General features: G+C 70.1%; 16 protein-coding genes and 1 pseudogene. 9 read left to right on the top strand and 8 right to left on the bottom strand.

What is annotated here, in order from left to right; translation table 11 throughout:
• The first annotated feature begins 47 nt into the window (after positions 1–47).
• Together ACNPQM_RS01200 and ACNPQM_RS01205 are read left to right on the top strand one after the other, a co-directional pair.
• Entirely contained in the window at positions 48–1,781 is a 1,734-nt protein-coding gene (locus tag ACNPQM_RS01200; protein WP_358858960.1) for an ABC transporter ATP-binding protein, read from the top strand.
• Positions 1,781–3,706, top strand: a complete 1,926-nt coding sequence (locus ACNPQM_RS01205; protein ID WP_418082470.1) for an ABC transporter ATP-binding protein — start codon at positions 1,781–1,783, stop codon at positions 3,704–3,706. Before ACNPQM_RS01200 ends, ACNPQM_RS01205 begins: the two co-directional genes overlap by 1 nt.
• Before the next feature lie 107 nt (positions 3,707–3,813).
• On the opposite strand, the gene ACNPQM_RS01210 is transcribed toward ACNPQM_RS01205, so the two are convergent.
• The 5 genes from ACNPQM_RS01210 to ACNPQM_RS01230 form a co-directional block, all read right to left on the bottom strand.
• The gene (locus ACNPQM_RS01210) at positions 3,814–4,929 is read right to left on the bottom strand and encodes an RNA polymerase sigma factor (protein ID WP_418082471.1); all 1,116 of its coding nucleotides are present in this window, start codon (positions 4,927–4,929) and stop codon (positions 3,814–3,816) included.
• A gap of 200 nt (positions 4,930–5,129) precedes the next feature.
• Complete coding sequence (gene dnaG / locus ACNPQM_RS01215; RefSeq protein WP_418082472.1) at positions 5,130–7,034, bottom strand: DNA primase; 1,905 nt, start codon at positions 7,032–7,034, stop codon at positions 5,130–5,132.
• A gap of 114 nt (positions 7,035–7,148) precedes the next feature.
• The gene (locus ACNPQM_RS01220; RefSeq protein ID WP_418082473.1) at positions 7,149–8,408 is read right to left on the bottom strand and encodes an NAD(P)/FAD-dependent oxidoreductase; all 1,260 of its coding nucleotides are present in this window, start codon (positions 8,406–8,408) and stop codon (positions 7,149–7,151) included.
• A gap of 350 nt (positions 8,409–8,758) precedes the next feature.
• Positions 8,759–10,084: a deoxyguanosinetriphosphate triphosphohydrolase gene (locus ACNPQM_RS01225; RefSeq protein ID WP_418082474.1), complete on the bottom strand. Its 1,326-nt coding sequence runs from the start codon at positions 10,082–10,084 to the stop codon at positions 8,759–8,761.
• A gap of 170 nt (positions 10,085–10,254) precedes the next feature.
• Positions 10,255–11,067, bottom strand: a complete 813-nt coding sequence (locus tag ACNPQM_RS01230; protein ID WP_418082585.1) for an HAD family hydrolase — start codon at positions 11,065–11,067, stop codon at positions 10,255–10,257.
• A gap of 225 nt (positions 11,068–11,292) precedes the next feature.
• On the opposite strand from ACNPQM_RS01230, the gene ACNPQM_RS01235 reads away from it, so the two are divergent.
• Together ACNPQM_RS01235 and ACNPQM_RS01240 are read left to right on the top strand one after the other, a co-directional pair.
• Positions 11,293–11,997 (top strand): SanA/YdcF family protein, encoded by a 705-nt coding sequence (locus tag ACNPQM_RS01235; protein WP_358858966.1) that lies wholly within the window; start codon positions 11,293–11,295, stop codon positions 11,995–11,997.
• 34 nt (positions 11,998–12,031) lie between these two features.
• Positions 12,032–12,220: pseudogene (locus ACNPQM_RS01240) on the top strand (molybdopterin dinucleotide binding domain-containing protein); the annotation flags it as partial.
• Here ACNPQM_RS01240 and ACNPQM_RS01245 read toward each other — a convergent pair.
• Positions 12,180–12,647: a gamma-glutamylcyclotransferase family protein gene (locus ACNPQM_RS01245; protein WP_418082475.1), complete on the bottom strand. Its 468-nt coding sequence runs from the start codon at positions 12,645–12,647 to the stop codon at positions 12,180–12,182. The pseudogene ACNPQM_RS01240 and the gene ACNPQM_RS01245 overlap by 41 nt on opposite strands.
• 2 nt (positions 12,648–12,649) lie before the next feature.
• On the bottom strand, positions 12,650–12,988 hold the full coding sequence (gene cutA, locus ACNPQM_RS01250) for a divalent-cation tolerance protein CutA (RefSeq protein WP_358858968.1): 339 nt from the start codon (positions 12,986–12,988) through the stop codon (positions 12,650–12,652).
• A gap of 190 nt (positions 12,989–13,178) precedes the next feature.
• Here cutA and ACNPQM_RS01255 point away from each other — a divergent pair, with 190 nt between their 5' ends.
• Positions 13,179–14,828 carry a M4 family metallopeptidase gene (locus tag ACNPQM_RS01255; protein ID WP_418082476.1) on the top strand — a complete coding sequence of 550 codons (1,650 nt, stop codon included), beginning with the start codon at positions 13,179–13,181 and terminating at the stop codon, positions 14,826–14,828.
• A gap of 56 nt (positions 14,829–14,884) precedes the next feature.
• Here ACNPQM_RS01255 and ACNPQM_RS01260 read toward each other — a convergent pair whose 3' ends face one another.
• Complete coding sequence (locus tag ACNPQM_RS01260; RefSeq protein WP_418082477.1) at positions 14,885–15,475, bottom strand: NADPH-dependent FMN reductase; 591 nt, start codon at positions 15,473–15,475, stop codon at positions 14,885–14,887.
• Positions 15,476–15,549: 74 nt separating this feature from the next.
• Here ACNPQM_RS01260 and ACNPQM_RS01265 point away from each other — a divergent pair, with 74 nt between their 5' ends.
• The 4 genes from ACNPQM_RS01265 to ACNPQM_RS01280 all read left to right on the top strand — a co-directional run bounded on the left by ACNPQM_RS01265 (position 15,550) and on the right by ACNPQM_RS01280 (position 18,501).
• Positions 15,550–16,341 (top strand): aminotransferase class IV family protein, encoded by a 792-nt coding sequence (locus tag ACNPQM_RS01265; protein WP_418082478.1) that lies wholly within the window; start codon positions 15,550–15,552, stop codon positions 16,339–16,341.
• A 16-nt stretch (positions 16,342–16,357) separates the two neighbouring features.
• A complete protein-coding gene (locus ACNPQM_RS01270) occupies positions 16,358–16,498 on the top strand; it encodes a hypothetical protein (RefSeq protein ID WP_418082479.1) in 141 nt (46 codons plus the stop codon).
• Positions 16,499–16,858: 360 nt separating this feature from the next.
• A complete protein-coding gene (locus ACNPQM_RS01275) occupies positions 16,859–17,749 on the top strand; it encodes a hypothetical protein (protein ID WP_418082598.1) in 891 nt (296 codons plus the stop codon).
• Between the two features lie 128 nt (positions 17,750–17,877).
• Positions 17,878–18,501 carry a class F sortase gene (locus tag ACNPQM_RS01280; RefSeq protein ID WP_418082480.1) on the top strand — a complete coding sequence of 208 codons (624 nt, stop codon included), beginning with the start codon at positions 17,878–17,880 and terminating at the stop codon, positions 18,499–18,501.
• Positions 18,502–18,532 lie beyond the last annotated feature (31 nt).

Here is an 18,532-nt window from a genome sequence, read left to right on the forward strand (position 1 = left end):
GGAAAATGGGTCGACTCCCGACCTCATGCCGACTCCGAGAGACACGCGTGCTCATAAAACTCCTGCGGGGCTACCTCGGCCCATACAAGAAACCGATCATGCTGCTGGTGGCGCTCCAGCTGCTGCAGACCTGCGCCACCCTCTATCTCCCCTCCCTCAACGCCGACATCATCGACAACGGTGTCGTCGCGGGGGACACGGGCTACATCCTGGAGTACGGCGGCATCATGCTCGGCGTCTCCATCGCCCAGGTCGTCTGCAACATGGGGGCGGTCTTCTACGGTGCGCGCACCGCGGCCGCGCTCGGCCGGGATGTCCGGGCGTCGGTCTTCGACCGGGTTCAGTCGTTCTCGGCACGTGAGGTCGGGCGCTTCGGGGCACCCTCGCTGATCACCCGTACGACCAATGACGTCCAGCAGGTCCAGATGCTGGTCCTGATGACGTTCACCATGATGGTCTCGGCACCGATCATGTGTGTAGGCGGCATCATTCTGGCGCTCGGCCAGGATGTTCCGCTGTCGGCGGTACTGCTCGCGGTGGTGCCGGTACTCGGCATCGCGGTGGGTCTCATCGTGCGGCGGATGCGGCCGCTGTTCCGCACGATGCAGGAGCGGCTCGACACCGTGAACCGGGTGCTGCGCGAGCAGATCACCGGCAACCGGGTCATCCGTGCCTTCGTGCGGGACTCGTACGAGGAGAAGCGGTTCCGCGGCGCCAACACCGAGCTGACCGATGTGGCGCTCTCCACCGGGCGTCTGATGGCGCTGATGTTCCCGACCGTGATGACGGTCGTGAACGTGTCGTCGATCGCCGTGGTCTGGTTCGGTGCGCACCGGATCGACAGCGGCGGAATGCAGATCGGCGCGCTGACCGCGTTCCTCGCCTACCTGATGCAGATCGTCATGTCGGTGATGATGGCCACCTTCATGTTCATGATGGTGCCGCGCGCCGAGGTGTGTGCCGAGCGCATCCAGGAGGTCCTGGAGACCGATTCGAGTGTCGTGCCGCCGGTCGAGCCGGTGCGGGAGCTGCGCGCCCACGGTCATCTGGAGGTGCGGGGTGTGGACTTCCGCTACCCGGGCGCCGAGGAGCCGGTGCTGCGGTCGGTGGATCTGGTGGCACGGCCCGGCGAGACAACCGCGATCATCGGGTCGACGGGCAGCGGGAAGTCGACGCTGCTCGGTCTCGTACCGCGGCTGCTCGATGTGACGGACGGCCAGGTGCTGGTCGACGGCACGGACGTACGGACGCTGGAGCCGAAGCTGCTGTCGAAGACGGTGAGTCTGGTTCCGCAGAAGCCGTATCTGTTCTCCGGTACCGTCGCGACGAATCTGCGGTACGGAAACCCGGACGCGACCGACGAGGAGCTGTGGCACGCGCTGGAGGTCGCGCAGGCCAAGGAGTTCGTCGAGGAGCTGGAGCATGGGCTGCACGCGCCGATCGCGCAGGGCGGCACCAATGTCTCCGGCGGGCAGCGGCAGCGACTCGCGATCGCGAGAACGCTGGTGCAGCGACCGGAGATCTATCTCTTCGACGACTCGTTCTCCGCGCTCGACTACGCGACGGATGCCGCGCTGCGCGAAGCGCTGTCGCGGGAGACGGCCGAGGCGACCGTGGTGATAGTGGCGCAGCGGGTGTCCACCATCCGTGACGCGGACCGGATCCTGGTGCTCGACGAGGGCCGGGTCGTCGGGACCGGCACCCATTACGAGCTGATGGACGGCAATGAGACCTACCGGGAGATCGTGCTCTCCCAGCTGACGGAAGCGGAGGCCGCGTAATGGCCGGTCCTGGCGGACGCATGATGGCGGGCGGGGCGCCGACCGACCGGTCCATGGACTTCAAGGGGTCCTCGAAGCGGTTGCTGAGGCGCTTCGCGACGGAGAAGGCCACGCTGTACGTGATGCTGGCGGCCGGTGTGCTGAGCGTCGGGCTCTCGGTCGTCGGGCCGAAGATCCTCGGCAAGGCGACCGACCTGGTGTTCGCCGGCGTCATCGGCCGGCAGATGCCCGAGGGAACGACCAAGGAACAGGCCGTCGAGGGCCTGCGCAACAGCCACAGCCGCCTCGCCGACATGCTCTCCGGGGTCGACTTCACCCCCGGGCAGGGCATCGACTTCGATGCGGTGGGGAACGTACTGCTGGCGGCGCTGGCGATCTACGTCGGTGCCGGTCTGCTGATGCTGGTGTCGACACGCCTGTCGATTCGGGTGATCAACCGGGTTGTGTTCCAGATCCGCGAGGACATCCAGACGAAGCTGTCCCGGCTGCCGCTGTCCTACTTCGACCGGGCCAAGCGCGGCGAGGTGCTCAGCCGGGCGACCAACGACATCGACAACATCTCGCAGACGTTGCAGCAGACGATGGGCCAGCTCATCAACTCCCTGCTGACCATCATCGGCGTGCTGGTCGTGATGTTCTGGATCTCGCCGCTGCTGGCGCTGGTCGCACTGGTGACGGTCCCGCTGTCGGTGGTCGTGGCGACGAGGGTCGGCAAGCGGTCGCAGCCGCAGTTCGTGCAGCAGTGGAAGGTGACGGGAAAGCTCAACGCCCATATCGAGGAGATGTACACCGGGCACACCCTGGTGAAGGTCTTCGGACGGCAGGAGGAGTCCGCGAGGGACTTCGCCGAGCAGAACGACGCGCTGTACGAGGCGAGCTTCAAGGCGCAGTTCAACAGCGGGATCATGCAGCCGCTGATGATGTTCGTGTCGAACCTGAACTATGTGCTGATCGCCGTCGTCGGTGGTCTGCGGGTGGCGTCGGGTTCACTGTCGATCGGTGACGTCCAGGCGTTCATCCAGTACTCGCGGCAGTTCTCGATGCCGCTGACGCAGGTCGCGTCGATGGCGAACCTGGTGCAGTCCGGCGTCGCGTCCGCCGAGCGGATCTTCGAGCTGCTGGATGCCGAGGAGCAGGACGCCGACCCCAGCACGGGTGAGCGTCCGGCGGAACTGCTCGGCAGCGTCTCGCTGGAGAAGGTGTCGTTCCGCTACGACCCCGACAAGCCGCTCATCGAGGACCTGTCGCTGAATGTCGAGCCGGGCCACACGGTCGCGATCGTCGGCCCGACCGGCGCCGGCAAGACGACGCTGGTCAACCTGCTCATGCGCTTCTACGAGGTGACGGGCGGGCGGATCGCTCTCGACGGGGTCGACGTGTCGAAGATGTCGCGCGACGCGCTGCGGTCGGGGATCGGCATGGTCCTGCAGGACACCTGGCTGTTCGGCGGTTCGATCGCGGACAACATCGCGTACGGCGCTGCGCGCGAGGTCACCCGGGAGGAGATCGAGGAAGCGGCGAGGGCGGCCCACGCCGACCGCTTCATCCGTACCCTGCCGGACGGTTACGACACGGTGATCGACGACGAGGGCTCCGGGGTCAGCGCGGGTGAGAAGCAACTGATCACCATCGCGCGGGCGTTCCTGTCCGACCCGGTGATCCTGGTGCTCGACGAGGCGACGAGCTCCGTCGACACGCGAACCGAGGTGCTGATCCAGAAGGCGATGGCCCGGCTGGCGCACGGCCGTACGAGCTTTGTGATCGCGCACCGGCTCTCCACCATCCGGGACGCGGACGTCATCCTGGTGATGGAGAACGGGTCGATCGTCGAACAGGGCACGCACGAGGAGCTGTTGGAGGCGCAGGGGGCCTACGCCCGGCTGTACGCGGCGCAGTTCGCGCAGGCGGTCGCCGAGGTCGACTGATCCCTCGCGGAAGTCCTGTGGTCACACTGCCGTCGTCGCCCGAAGGGCGGCCGCCCGGCGCCCGGTGTGTGCGTGCCGTGCGACGTCCGGCCGTGTGACCACAGAACCTAGTCGAGGTAGCCGCGGAGCTGGTCGGCGAAGGCGTGGTCCCGCAGCTTGTTGAGGGTCTTGGATTCGATCTGGCGGATGCGCTCGCGCGTCACGCCGAAGATCCGGCCTATCTCCTCAAGCGTGCGGGGCCGGCCGTCGTCCAGCCCGTAGCGCAGCTGGACGACCTTCCGCTCCCGCTCGTTCAGGGTGGAGAGCACCGCTTCGAGGTGCTCTCGCAGCAGCAGGAACGCGGCGGACTCCACAGGGGACGCCGCGTCGCCGTCCTCGATCAGGTCGCCGAGCGCGACGTCGTCCTCCTCGCCGACCGGTGCGTGCAGCGAGACGGGTTCCTGGGCGAGCCGCAGCACTTCGTCGACCCGTTCCGGTGTCAGGTCGAGCTGGGCGGCGACCTCTTCGGGCGTCGGCTCGTAGCCGCGCTCCTGGAGCATCCGGCGCTGGACCCGTACGACGCGGTTGATCAGCTCGACGACATGGACGGGAACCCTTATGGTCCGCGCCTGGTCGGCGAGGGCGCGGGACATGGCCTGCCGGATCCACCAGGTCGCGTACGTCGAGAACTTGTAGCCCCGGGCGTAGTCGAACTTCTCGACCGCCCTGATCAGCCCGAGGTTCCCCTCCTGGACCAGATCGAGCATCGTCAGCCCGCGGCCGATGTAGCGTTTGGCGACGGAGACGACGAGCCGCAGGTTCGCCTCGATCAGACGGCGCTTCGCCATCCGCCCCATGACCACCAACCGGTCCAGATCGACGGCGAGTCGGGAGTCCGGGTCCGGGGTGCCCGCAAGCCGCTCCTCGGCGAACAGACCGGCTTCGACTCGGCGGGCGAGTTCCACCTCGTCGGCGGCGGTGAGCAGCGGGATGCGTCCGATCTCCCGCAGATACTGACGGAAGAGGTCGGAGGACGGACCGCCGGGGTCGGGGCGCCCGCGCGGCTCCGGCGGTTCGGGCACCTCCGCCTGCTCCTCCATGACGCCGGCTGCTTCGGGTATGTCCGACAGCTCGGGCGGTTCGGGTGTCGGCGGGTCCACCGCGGCCTCCGGATGATGCATGGCCCGGTTCTGCGCGGGGACGGCCGAGACACGCTCGGTTGTGGTCACGGTCCGGGTCTGCACGGGGGCGACCTCCAGGTGATCGCTGCCGGATCGCGGGGGATGGGGCCCACCGTGCAGTGGGCGGACCGCGCTCCGATGACTCAGGCACCGCCATCCAGTGTGGGGGAAGACACATCACTGCCACGAGGGGCGTGCGCGGACTTTCTGAGTCCGGTCCGTAACCGGCCGGTTACCGGAGGGTGCTGCCCTCGGGGGGGCGGTCAGAGTGCGTCGGCACCGTGATTGCGCAGGGACTGGGCGTACTGCTGCAGCACCCAGACCTCGTTCTGCGCGGCCGCCAGGTGATCCGGGGCGACATTGCTGCCCAGGCGGGTGAGGCTGCCCTGGACGTCGTTGATCCGCCGGTCCACGGCGCGCAGCCGGACCTTGACCAGATGCTCGCCCGCGTACGCCTCGTCGATGGACTTGCCGTGGAAGACCTCGACGGCGAGCTCGGTGACCAGCTTGCGCACGGTGTCGTTGGGGGCGGCGTCGAGGACGCCGACCAGATACTCGCGGTTGTCGGCGAGGCCCTGTTCGGCGCCGCCCGACTCCGCGATGCACTGGCGCACCGCGGCGTACGGCGGGGCGGTGAACTCGTCGACCCCGTAGGCGTCGAAAGCCGGGGAGACCAGGGCGGGCTTCTGCAGGGCGAGTTTGAGGAGCTCCCGCTCGGTGCGGTGGGCGGGGCTGCGGAGGTTGAGCGCGGGGCCCGAGGGGCCGGTCGGGGCCTGGACCTGCTGGTGCGGGGGGCCGCCGCGGGAGGGTGCGGGTGCGGGACCCCGGTCGCCGCGCTCGCGGGCCCAGCGGGCGAGCTGCGCGACGCGCTTGACGACGAACTGGGTGTCGAGAATGCCGAGCATCCCCGCCAGCTGGACCGCGACCTCGTGCTGGGAGGAGCTGTTCTTGATCCGGGCGACGACGGGCGCGGCCTCGTCCAGCGCGGCGCCGCGGCCCGCCGGGGTCTCCAGGTCGTACCGCCCGACGATCTGGCGGAGCGCGAACTCGAAGAGCGGGGTGCGGGGTTCGACCAGCTCGCGAACGGCCTCGTCGCCCTTGACGAGACGCAGATCGCACGGGTCCATGTTGTCCGGGGCGATCGCGATGTACGTCTCCGCGGCGAACTTCTGGTCGTCCTCGAAGGCGCGCAGGGCGGCCTTCTGACCCGCCGCGTCACCGTCGAACGTGAAGATCACGCGGGCGCTGCCGTTGTCCATCAGGAGCCGGCGGAGGATCTTGATGTGATCGCCGCCGAACGCCGTGCCGCAGGTGGCGATGGCGGTGGTGATCCCTGCGAGGTGGCAGGCCATGACGTCGGTGTAGCCCTCGACGACGACGGCCCGGCTGGACTTCGCGATGTCCTTCTTCGCGAGGTCGATCCCGTACAGCACCTGCGACTTCTTGTAGATCGCGGTCTCGGGGGTGTTGAGGTACTTGGGGCCGTTGTCGTCGTCGCGGAGCTTGCGGGCGCCGAAGCCGACGACCTCGCCCGACGTGTCGCTGATCGGCCACATCAGCCGGCCGCGGAAGCGGTCGATGGGGCCGCGGCGGCCGTCCTGGGAGAGGCCGGAGGTGATCAGCTCCCGGTCGCTGAACCCCTTGCCGCGTAGATAGCGGGTGAGGTGGTCCCAGCCGGCCGGGCTGTAGCCGACGCCGAAGTGGGCGGCGGCCGCCTGGTCGAAGCCGCGCTCGGCAAGGAACTTCCGGCCGATCTCCGCCTCGGGACTGTCCAGCTGCTCGACGTAGAACTGGGCGGCGATCTTGTGCGCCTCGACCAGCCGGATGCGCTCGCCACGCTGGTGGGAGGGGTTGTAGCCGCCCTCCTCGTACCGCAGGGTGATGCCCGCCTTGGCGGCGAGGCGTTCGACCGTCTCGGAGAAGGAGAGATGGTCGATCTTCATCACGAAGGCGATCGTGTCGCCGCCCTCCTGGCAGCCGAAGCAGTGGAAGAGACCCTTGCTCGGGCTGACCTGGAAGGAGGGGGACTTCTCGTCGTGGAACGGGCAGAGCCCCTTGAGGTTGCCTCCGCCCGCGTTCCTCAGCTGCAGGTACTCGGACACGACGGCGTCGATCGGGACCGCGTCCCGGACCGCCTTCACATCGTCGTCATTGATCCTGCCTGCCACGGGTGAAGTCTACGGGTGGGCTCGGACAGGACGGGTCCGTCATGGGTGTCGCGGGCGCCGGGTGGAACCGTGAGCGCACCCGCCCGGCACGGAACAGCAGCTTCCGCAAAGGGCTCAGGCCAGGGATTCCAGCGGTACCGACGGGTCCGCGAGCGCGTCCGCGTCGACCGGCCGGCCGGCCTTGATCAGCTCCTGCACGGTTTCGGTGACGTCCCACACATTGACGTTCATCCCGGCCAGCACCCTGCGGTCCTTCAGCCAGAACGCGATGAACTCCCGCTTGCCCGCGTCCCCGCGGATCACGACCTGGTCGTACGAGCCCGGCGGCGCCCAGCCCGAGTATTCGAGCCCCAGGTCGTACTGGTCGGAGAAGAAATACGGCACCCGGTCGTAGCTGACGTCCTGGCCGAGCATGGCGCGGGCCGCGGCCGGGCCGCTGTTCAGCGCGTTCGCCCAGTGCTCCACGCGCAGCCGGGTACCGAGCAGCGGGTGCAGCGCGTTGGCGACGTCCCCGGCCGCGTAGATGTGCGGGTCGGAGGTGCGCAGCGAGGCGTCGACGGCGATGCCGCCGCCGTCGCTGCGGGCCGCGATGTCGAGACCGGCGGCCTCGGCGAGGGCGGCGCGCGGGGCGGCACCGATCGCGGCGAGCACGTCGTGGGCGGGGTGTTCCTCACCGTCGTCGGTGCGGGCGGCGAGAACCATCCCGTCCTGGCCGATGATCTCGGTGAGCTTGCGGCCGAAGTGGAAGCGGACGCCGTGGTCGCTGTGGAGCTCGGTGAAGATCTGGCCGAGCTCCGGGCCGATGACCCGGAACAGCGGGGTCGCCTCCGGTTCGACGATGGTGACCTCCGCACCGTATCCGCGGGCCGCCGCCGCGACCTCCAAGCCGATCCAGCCGGCTCCGGCGATCACCAGATGGCCGTTGTCGCGGCCAAGTGCGGACAGCACGTTCTTCAGCCGGTCGGCGTGCGCGAGGCGGCGCAGGTGGTGGACGCCCGCCAGGTCGGTACCGGGAATGTCGAGGCGGCGCGGTTCGGCGCCGGTGGCGAGCAGCAGCTTGTCGTAGTGGATGACCGTGCCGTCCCCGAGCTCCACGGAGCGGGCGTCGCGGTCGAGGGCGGTGACCGGCGTGCCGAGGTGCAGCTCCACATCGGCGCCCGCGTACCAGGCCGTCTCGTGGACGAATACGCTCTCGCGTGCCTCCTTGCCCGCCAGATAGCCCTTGGAGAGGGGAGGCCGTTCGTACGGATGGTCACGCTCATCGCCGACCAGGATCACCCGGCCGGTGAACCCCTCCGACCGGAGTGTCTCTGCCGCCTTCGCTCCTGCCAGTCCTCCGCCGACGATGACGAACGTGCGATGTGCGTCGACCACTTGATGCCTCCTCGGTGCTTGCTGCGCGGCGCCGCCAACTGCGAGCGTCCCGCACACAGCGTGATGGCGAAAGAGGGTGTACCCCGATCAGGTCACACCCTGTGGTCACAGGCCAGTCTGCCAACCGGGCCGGCACCACGCGGAGCAGGGTGCTCCGGACGGAGCCGGCGACATCCGGTCCACGGGGCCGGAGTGGGCCGGTGGCATGGGGTGTGCTGTGCGACGGCTGCTTTCACGGCGTCCCGGCTCCCCTGCGCAGTGCGGTATGTGCTCCCAGCACATCACCCGCGGCATCGCTGTGCGGCATCGCCGCGCCCCACCGCCGCAGGACATGCCCGAGGGGCGGGCTCTCAGCCCTCCCGCGCCCACCGCCCCCGCGAGGTGAGCGAGGTGTTCAGGGAACGGGCCGAGGCATCGGTGAGGGCGGCGATCTGGTCGACCAGGACCCGCTTGCCTGCGCGGTCGTCGGGCGCGTGCTCGTACAGCGCGCGGAACTGCGGTTCCAGGCCCTCCGGGGCGCGCGCGGTCAGCGCCGCCGCCAGTTCGGCGATGATGATCCGCTGGTCGGCACGGATCGCCTCCTGTTCGGAGCGCTGCATCACATAGCGGTCGGCCACCGCTTTCAGGACCGCGCATTCGTTGCGCGCCTCGCGGGGGACGACAAGTTCGGCGGCGTACCGTCCGAGGCGGCCGTGCCCGTACGCCTGCCGGGTGGCGGTCTCGGCCGCGAGGCAGAACCTGCCGATCAGCTGGCTCGTCGCGTCCTTCAGGCGGGCCTGGGCGACGGCCGATCCGTCGTAGCCGTGCGGCCACCACTCCTGGGCCATGAGCCGCTCGAGGGCGTCGGCCAGCTCCTGCGGGTCGGTGTCGGCCGGGACGTACCGTCCGATCGCGACGTCCCAGATCTCGCGGCGCTCCGGCTCGGCGAAGAGGCAGTTGGGGTCGATGTGACCGGCGTGCAGTCCGTCCTCGAAGTCGTGCACGGAGTACGCGACGTCGTCGGACCAGTCCATCACCTGGGCCTCGAAGCACTTGCGGTGCTGCGGGGCGCCCTCGCGGGCCCAGCGGAAGACCGGCAGGTCGTCCTCGTAGACCCCGAATTTCGGCGAGCCGGGGTCGGCGGGGTGGGCGCCGCGCGGCCACGGGTACTTGGTGGCGGCGTCGAGCGCGGCCCGGGTCAGATTGAGCCCGACACTGACCAGCTCGCCGGTCCGCACATCGCGCACGAACCGCTTCGGTTCGAGGCGGGTCAGCAGCCGCAGCGACTGGGCGTTGCCCTCGAAGCCCCCGCAGTCCGAGGCGAAGTCGTTGAGCGCCTGCTCGCCGTTGTGCCCGAACGGCGGATGCCCCAGGTCGTGCGCCAGGCACGCCGTCTCGACCAGGTCGGGGTCGCAGCCGAGTGCGGCCCCGAGCTCCCGGCCGACCTGGGCACACTCCAGGGAGTGGGTGAGTCTGGTCCGGGGGCTGGCGTCCCAGGCGAGGCTGCGGGTGCCGGGCGTGACGACCTGGGTCTTGCCGGCGAGTCTGCGCAGCGCCGCGGAGTGCAGCACGCGGGCGCGGTCCCGCTGGAAGGCGGTGCGACCGGGCCGTTTGTCGGGCTCGGTGTCCCAGCGCTCGGCGTCGGCAGCACCGTAGGGCGCGGTGCCGTGGTCCTGTGTGCCCTGCGTACCGTCCATGGTTCCGACAGTAATCGGCCGGACCGACAAGACGGCTCAGGCGGACGCCGGAAGAGGCCCGGTCGCTGCGGATTCATGCGCCTCACGTGCGCCGGAACGTGCCTGGCCGGCCGGCGCCCGGTCGTAACGGGGCAGGAGGGGCGGGACCGGTGACGGTCTTTGCCGCGGGCTCACGGAGCGGCCGACGGCCCGAAGAGGCCCTCCAGAATGTGCGCGACCCCGTCCTCCTCGTTGGACACCGTGTGCGTGGGTACGGCGGCGAGCACGGCCGGGTGGGCGTTGCCCATGGCGTAGCCGGTGCCCGCCCAGGCCAGGACGGTCAGGTCGTTGGGCATGTCACCGAAGGCGATGACCTCCCTGGCGTCGATCCCGCGCCCGGCGCAGAGCTCGGCGAGGGTGCCCGCCTTGGTGACTCCGGACGCGCTGATCTCCAGGAGTCCGCGTCCGCCGGAGTGCGTGAACTGCACCTCGCGGCCCGCCGCGCCCGCCCCTTCGCAGGCGGCGGCCAGCAGGGTGTCCGCGTCGAGCCGGGCGGACCAGGCGAGGAGTTTGGTGACGGGCACGTCGGTGAGCCACAGGTCGGCGAGGGTCGGTACGGGCAGTTCGGCGTCGATGTCCTCGGAGAGCCGCAGCCGGTACGCCGGTTCGTACAGCACCTGGCTGCCGGTCTCCAGGGCGAATCCCACCTCCGGCACAGCGGCGGCGACCGCCGTGGCCACGCGCCGGGCGACGGCGACGGACAGGGCGCGGGAGGAGACGACCGTACGCGTCGCGATGTCGTAGACCAGCGCGCCGTTGCTGCACACCGCCGTCCCCGCCAGCCCGGTCGCGTCGGCGAGCCGGTCGACGAACCTGGGCGGCCTGGCGGTGACCAGGACGACCTCCGCACCGGCGCTCTCGGCCGTGCGCAGGGCGCGGAGGGTGCGGGGTGAGAGGGTCCCGTCGCCCCGCAGGAGAGTGCCGTCGAGGTCGGAGGCGATCATCCGGGGAAGCAGCATCGGACGATGCTACTTCCGTGACCGGCAATGCTTGCCCCGCGAGGAGCGTCGTCCGGTGCGTGCGGTCGCAAGGCGTATGTCGACGGCTCGTCAGTGGTTCACCAGGAGCGCGTGGACGGCTCGCCGGCGAAGAAGTCCGCAGGGCGGAGAACCCTTGCGCCCGGATATCCGTCCGACCAGGTAACGCAACGACACTGACAAGGGGCTCCCATGCGAGGGAAGCGGCCACAATGGCTGGGGCGGCTGCGGCCGCGCACGCGGCGTGGACAGCGCCGGGCCGTGCAAGGGGTCATGATCGCCTGTGTGCTGGGGCTGGCGCCCTCCACGTGGACATACTCCGTGGCCGACGCCCGGGTCCGGACGGCCGCGGACGCGCCCGCGCAGCAGGTCGCCGTGGTGTTCGGGGCCGGGCTGTGGGACGGGAAGCCGTCGCCGTATCTCGCGAACCGGCTGCGGGCCGCCGCCGGGCTGTACCGGGACGGCAAGGTGAAGGTCGTGCTCGTCACCGGGGACAACAGCCGGAAGGAGTACGACGAGCCGGACGCCATGCGGACGTTTCTCGTCGCGCACGGGGTGCCGGACCAGCGGATCGTCAGCGACTTCGCCGGCTTCGACACCTGGGACTCCTGCGTGCGGGCCAAGAAGATCTTCGGTGTCGACCGGGCCGTGCTGGTGAGCCAGGGGTTCCATATCCGACGGGCGATCGCGCTGTGCCGCGCCGCGGGGATCGATGCCTACGGCGTCGGGGTCGACGCCAAGCACGATGCGACCTGGTACTACGGCGGGACGCGGGAGGTGTTCGCGGCGGGGAAGGCGGCGCTGGACGCGACGTTCAAGCCGGACCCGCACTTCCTGGGGCCGAAGGAGCCCGGGGTCGGGGAGGCACTGAGGGTCCGGACACCCCCTCAGGGGTGAGGCACCGGCCGACTTCACGGTCCCGGTGGAGGCCTCGCGGCGCGGGCGGGCGGTGGCACCTGCCCGGATCACCGGGGCCATCCGGCAGGACACCGTCTTCATGCCGTTCCACCGGGCGGGTGAAGGCCGGGCCGGCACGCTGACGAACCCGGCGCTGGACCCGGTGTCGCGGATGCCGGAGTTCACGGTGTGCGCGGTGCGGGTGGAGGCTGCCGGCGGGTGAGCCAGCTGCCTCCGGGGATGAGGGTGCCGTTGGAGCGGAGGGAGCGGGCGACCGGAGCGGCGGCGAGGTAGACCCAGGCGCGGGCGGTTCCGGTGCCGGTTGGCTTCCCGGCCGGGAGGCGGACTTCTCGGGCGACCCTCTCGTACAGGTTGCCCGGGTGTCCGGGACCGACGTACTCCTCCAGCCGGTCGAGCTGCACGAGCAGCTCGGCGTAGCTCGCGGGCGCGGCGGTCACCATCGTGCCGTGCACGGTGCCATGGCCCTCGATCGCGTACGGGTAGCCGGGGCCGTCGTAGAGGAGGGCGCCCGGCAGCAGGGCGGGCTGTTCCGCGATCGCCCGGCCGCGGAGGAACAGGTCGTGGTTGGGTTCGCCGGGGAGCAGTGTTCCGTAGACGAAGAAGGGCAGTTCGGGGGCGGTCTGCGGCATGGTCAGGGGGCCGCGACCGGGCCGGTCTGGGATGTCAGCCAGTTGAGGTAGCCGGCGCTTCCGCGTACCACCGGCACGGCGATGATCTCCGGGGTCTCGTAGTCGTGCGCCGCCCGGAGGTGCTCCTCCAGTTCGTCGTAGCGCTCGGCCGTGGTCTTGAACAGCACCTGCCACTCCTCGGTGGTCTCGATGGCGTTCTGCCACCGGTAGACGGAGGTGACGGGCGCGGAGATCTGCGCGCACGCGGCGAGCCGTGCCTCCACCGCACCCTGGGCCAGGGCGTGGGCCTTCTCCTCGCTGTCCGTGGTGGTCAGTACGGTCAGCCATGCCGGCGATGTCACCGTCGGTCTCCTCGGTTCTTCTCGGTTCTTCTGCCTGTCGGGCTTCCTTCTTCGTCGATTGTCCGGGTGCTCCGGCCCGCTGTCCTCCCCTCGATCCCCCGACGCGGTATGGACATGACCTGTCATGAACCCTTAAATCTGATGCGTACTCAGATCTGTCGTCATCGCCCCGCGCACACCGAGGAGTCCGATGAGAACGATCCGGCACGCATCGCACCTCACCCCGGTCGCCGTGGCCGCAGCCGCCGTGACCCTGCTGGCCTCCACCCTCACCGCCACCGCGGGCGCAGCCGCGGCCGACCACCCCGCCCCGAGCCGCGCCACAGCCGTCCGCCACGCCGAGGCCGCCCTCGCCGAGCACGCCGCCGGGCTGGGCCTCACCGTCGCCCAGGACGCGACCGTGCGCGATGTGATCGTCGACAACGACGGCAGTCAGCACGTGCGCTACGACCGCACCTATCACCAACTCCCCGTATTGGGTGGTGACTTCATCGTCCACCTGGCACCCGGCGGCGGCTACCGGAGCGCCGACCGGGCCGTACGCGGGGATCTCGCTGTGCCGACCGTGAACCCGTCCCTCTCCGCGCCGACGGCCGCGGACCTGGGTGCGGCCGCCCTCCGCTCCGCCCACCGCGGCGAGAAACTCCGCAAGGTCGCCGCCAAGCCGCAGCTCGTCGTGGACGCCCTGCACGGCACGCCCAGACTGGCCTGGCGCACCGAGGCCGCGGGCAAGGACTCGCTGGGCAACCCCGTCGCCCGCGTCGTGCTCACCGATGCGCGCACGGGCCGGCAGATCGACGCCTGGGACGGCCTGGAGACGGCCGGCGGAGACGGCCAGTCCCTCTACGGCGGTACGGTCCCGCTGGAGACGACCCTGTCCGGGTCGACGTACCAGCTCAAGGACGCGACGCGCGGCAACACGTACACCGGGGACGCGCAGAACAAGACCGACGGCTGCATCTTCTCCATCTGCTGGAGCCGGGCCCCTGCGGTGCTGTTCACCGACGCCGACAACCATTGGGGCAACGGCGCCACCTCCGACCGCGCGTCGGCGGCGGTCGATGCCCAGTACGGCACGGACACGACCTGGGACTACTACAAGAACGTGCACGGCCGGAACGGCATCGCCGGGGACGGCAAGGGCTCGTACAACCGCGTCCACTACGGGAACAACTACAACAACGCCTTCTGGGACGACAGTTGCTTCTGCATGACGTACGGCGACGGGGACGGATCCACCTTCGGGCCGCTGGTCGCGCTGGACGTGGCAGGGCACGAGATGTCGCACGGCGTGACGTCCAAGACCGCGAACCTCACCTACTCCGGTGAGCCGGGCGGTCTCAACGAGGCGACCTCCGACATCTTCGGCACGCTGGTCGAGTTCCACGCGAACAACGCGCAGGACCCGGGCGACTATCTGATCGGCGAGAAGATCGTGAAGTCCGGCTTCGGGAAGGCCGCTCTGCGGTTCATGGACCAGCCCTCCAAGGACGGCAAATCGGCGGACTGCTGGAGCTCCTCGGTCGGCAATCTGGATGTGCACTACTCGTCCGGTGTCGCCAACCACTTCGCCTATCTGCTGGCCGAGGGCAGCGGCCCGAAGACGATCGGCGGCGCCCAGCACAACGGCACCACATGCAACGGGGCGACGCTGAGCGGCATCGGCAAGGACAAGCTCGGCAAGATCTGGTACCGGGCGCTGACGGTCTACATGACGTCCTCGACCAACTACGCCGTCGCCCGCACTGCGACGCTCAACGCGGCGAAGGACCTGTACGGGGCAGGCAGCGCGGAGCAGAACGCGGTGGCCGCGGCCTGGTCCGCGGTCTCGGTCGGCTGACACGGAGCAGGTCCCGGAAGCACTCGCTCCGGGACCTGCCTCCGGTCGAGAAGGGATCAGCCGCCGTACGGGCGGACCGCCTTGGCGTCCCGCAGCGCACTCCCCCACCAGGTCAGCTGGTCGAGCAGAGTCTTCGCCGCCGCGTCGACAACCACGGGGGCCTTGTGCCGGCCCTCGTCGTCGAAGAGAGCGCCCGCGTTGTGGAACGACACGGCGTCGCGGAGGGAGACGGCGTGCAGCTCGGCGAAGACCTGGCGAAGATGTTCGACGGCCCGCAGACCGCCGGACACTCCCCCGTACGAGACGAAGGCGACGGGCTTGGCCTGCCATTCGGCGTGATGCCAGTCGATGAGGTTCTTCAGCGGGGCGGGGTACGAGTGGTTGTACTCGGGCGTGACCACGACGAAGGCATCGGCGGCGGCCAACCTGGACGACACTCTCGCCAGTCGGGCCTGCACGTCCGGTCCCGGGCGGTGGGTGAGCGCGAACGGGAGATCGAGTTCGGCGACATCGATCAGGTCGGTCTCGATGCCCGGGTGAGCGGCGGTGCGGGAGAGGAACCAGTCGGCGACGACCGGGGCGAAGCGGCCCTCGCGGTTGCTGGCAAGGATGACCGCGACCTTCAGGGGTGATGTGGTGAGTTCCATGCGGCGAGACTCGTATGTCAACCTTGGTTGAGGTCAAGCGCCGCCTCTCACCTCTCCGGCGTACCGTGGAACACATGACGACCGCCGCGCCCCTGTACGTCGAGTTCAACGGACACGCAGCAACGGAGGCAGATCTCCGGATCCCCGCCTTCTCCAACTACGGTCACTTCACCGCCATGCAGGTCAGGGACGGGAAGGCACGCGGCCTCGCGCTCCACCTGGCCCGGCTGGACGCCGCCAACCGGGAGCTCTTCGGCCATGGGCTCGACGGCGGCCGGGTGCGCGAGCTGATCCGGCACGCGCTGGACGGCGCCGGCGTACGGGATGCCTCGACCCGGGTGCACGCCTTCCTGCCGCCGGGCGACACCGGGACGACCGTCATGGTCACCGTGCGCGGACCGGCGCAGAAGTCCACCGAACCGCACTGCCTGATGTCCGTTCCCTATGTCCGCACCGTCCCGCACATCAAGCGCCCAGGCGAGTTCGGCCAGACCTATTACGGGCAGCTCGCCGCGCGCTCCGGCTTCGACGAGGCGCTGCTGATCGCACCGGACAGGACGGTGACGGAAGGGGCGATCACCAACGTCGCCTTCTGGGACGACACTTCGGTCGTCTGGCCCGAAGCGCCCGCACTGCTCGGCATCACCATGGCCCTGCTGGAACGAGAACTGCCGGGCGCCGGGCTGGAGTCCGTACGGCGCCCGGTGACGCTGGACGGGATCGGCGACTACCGGTCGGCATTCCTCACCAACACGCAGGGCATCGCTCCGATCCGGCGGATCGACGACACCGAGTTCGTGGTCGACGAGGAACTCATGAAGCGCGTGGGGTCGGCGTACGAGGCTGCGCCCTGGGACACCGTCTGACGGAAGCATGAGGCCCGTGCAGATCGGCATCGAGGGCTCGGACCTCCCCGGCCGCACCTGCCGGCCCGGCAGCGACCTCCCCGGCGCCGAGGGGCAGCCCCCCTGCGCCCGTGTCCGGCCACCGGCCGTCACCTGGACCGCCCTCGCCCCCGGGTGACGGGACGGGACCGCCCCCATCGGGCCCAGGGGGGTGGGTCCGATGAGGGCGGCGACCCGGGGCGGCGGGGGAAAGGCCGTCCCGTGGGGTGTCATGCGTGTGCCCGGGGCCGGCAAGGTCATACATGTGACATACACCACTCATTCCCGTAGCTCGTCACCCGATCAGCACGGTGTGTCGCGAGGCCGACCGCCCGCCCTCCCATCCCCGCTGTGACCTGCATATTTACCTCGCGGCAAGGAGCCCGGCCCGGACCGGTCGGGTGAAAGCTGACCGGGTGTCAGCATGCATGGGTGGCGCGCCGCCCGTTAGCTCGGCACCAGGAGATACTCGCCAACGCCTCTGCTCGGAGGAACCCCCATGCGCAGTCCTGCCCGCCTCGTGACCGGCACCGCCGCCGCAGCACTCACGGCTGCGACGCTCGGCCTGACCACCGCCGCGCCGTCCGCGTATGCAGGGGATGTCGGTCAGCTGGAGATTTCCCCGGCGGAAGCGGCTCCGGGCACCACGGTCACGTTGAGCACCACCGCTTGCGGGAACGACACGAAGGCCGCCGGGGATGCGAACCCTCTGAAAGCGGGCGCCTTCACGCTGGCGTCCATCACTCGCGAGGAGAAGGTGGTCGGCACGTTCACGGTGCCGAAGGAGGCCCATGCCGGTCCGTACCGCATCGAGGTGACCTGCGAGAACGGCACAATGGCCACGGGCACGCTGCGGGTGAAGGCGGCGAACGGCGCGAAGTACGTCGCCGCGGGTTCCCCCGCCCGCACCGTGGAGGACAACGGCTCCGGCAACAACACGGGCAGCGGCAACTCGGTGCCTTCCCTCGACAACCTGGCAGCCAGGGGCGAGAGCCTCCTCGGGAACCAGAACCCCTTCGGTACCGGCAACTCCACCGGGAACGGGACCGGGCGCGACAACGGGAACGGGACCGGGCGCAACACCGGTCGTGACACCGGAAACGGCCAAGGCCGCGACAACGGCAACGGCAACGGGACCGGCCGCACCACCGGAAACGGCCAAGGCGGTGACATCGGAAACGGCCAAGGCGGTGACACCGGGAACGGGTACGGCCGCGACGGCTCCACCGTGCCCGCCTCTCCCACCGGGCACGTCAAAACTGGTGTAGGCGGCAGCGTCCGCCCGGACACCTCCCAGATCGCGGCGGGTGCCGGCGTTCTCGCCGCGTCCGCCGTCGGCGGAGCCTGGCTCCTGCGTCGTCGGGCGAGCGGCACGCAGGCGGACAGCTGACGGGGACGTACCCACGTCCCCGTACCGCCACGATTCCGTCCCGGTGGCCGCGCGTCACCGGGGCGGGACCCCCACTTCCTTCCTCACGTCCTTCCCCGTCCCGGAGGACGACACCCCGGAGGACGACCGTGTTCCAGAAGGCCAAGGGCTGGCTGGTCGCCGTCGCAGCACTGGTCGGCGTCTGGCTGATCCAGCACGGCGCCGGCACCGTGCTGGTACCGCCGCAGCCGACCACCGCCCAGGCCTTCGCCGCCGGTCCCGGAGTGCAGCCCAGCTCGCCCGTCGCCGCCCCGTTGCGGCCCTCGACGCCCGTCCGTCTCCGTATCCCCAGCATCAAGGTGGACGCCCCGATGATCCGCCTCGGGCTCGGGTCCGACGGCAGCCTCGACGTGCCACCGGCCGAGAACCGCAACGTCGTCGGCTGGTACAAGGACGGCACCCCGCCCGGCGCCAAGGGCACCGCGCTCGTCGCCGGCCATGTCGACAACGCAAAGGGACGGTCCGTCTTCTACGACCTGGGGACCCTGACCAAGGGCAGCACCGTCGAGGTGGTCCGGCAGGACGGGAGCACCGCCGTCTTCTCGATCGACGCCATCGAGGTGTACAAGAACAAGGACTTCCCCGACCGGCGGGTGTACGGCGCCTCGCCGTTCGCCGCGCTGCGGCTGATCACCTGCGGCGGCGGCTTCTCACGGGACACCGGCTACCAGGGCAACGTGGTCGCGTACGCGCACCTCACCGGAGTGCGCTGACCCCGGTCGCCGATCCACTCCCTGTCGTGCT

This window comes from Streptomyces sp. NPDC056231 (assembly GCF_048270745.1).
GTDB lineage: Bacteria > Actinomycetota > Actinomycetes > Streptomycetales > Streptomycetaceae > Streptomyces.

Bases quoted from the DNA above. Each gene is read 5' to 3' on its own strand.
- ACNPQM_RS01205 (WP_418082470.1), top strand. From the start codon at position 1,781: ATGGCCGGTCCTGGCGGACGCATGATGGCGGGCGGGGCGCCGACCGAC.
- ACNPQM_RS01225 (WP_418082474.1), bottom strand. From the start codon at position 10,084: ATGGACGGTACGCAGGGCACACAGGACCACGGCACCGCGCCCTACGGT.
- ACNPQM_RS01230 (WP_418082585.1), bottom strand. From the start codon at position 11,067: ATGATCGCCTCCGACCTCGACGGCACTCTCCTGCGGGGCGACGGGACC.
- ACNPQM_RS01235 (WP_358858966.1), top strand. From the start codon at position 11,293: ATGCGAGGGAAGCGGCCACAATGGCTGGGGCGGCTGCGGCCGCGCACG.
- ACNPQM_RS01245 (WP_418082475.1), bottom strand. From the start codon at position 12,647: ATGCCGCAGACCGCCCCCGAACTGCCCTTCTTCGTCTACGGAACACTG.
- ACNPQM_RS01255 (WP_418082476.1), top strand. From the start codon at position 13,179: ATGAGAACGATCCGGCACGCATCGCACCTCACCCCGGTCGCCGTGGCC.
- ACNPQM_RS01260 (WP_418082477.1), bottom strand. From the start codon at position 15,475: ATGGAACTCACCACATCACCCCTGAAGGTCGCGGTCATCCTTGCCAGC.
- ACNPQM_RS01265 (WP_418082478.1), top strand. From the start codon at position 15,550: ATGACGACCGCCGCGCCCCTGTACGTCGAGTTCAACGGACACGCAGCA.
- ACNPQM_RS01275 (WP_418082598.1), top strand. From the start codon at position 16,859: ATGCGCAGTCCTGCCCGCCTCGTGACCGGCACCGCCGCCGCAGCACTC.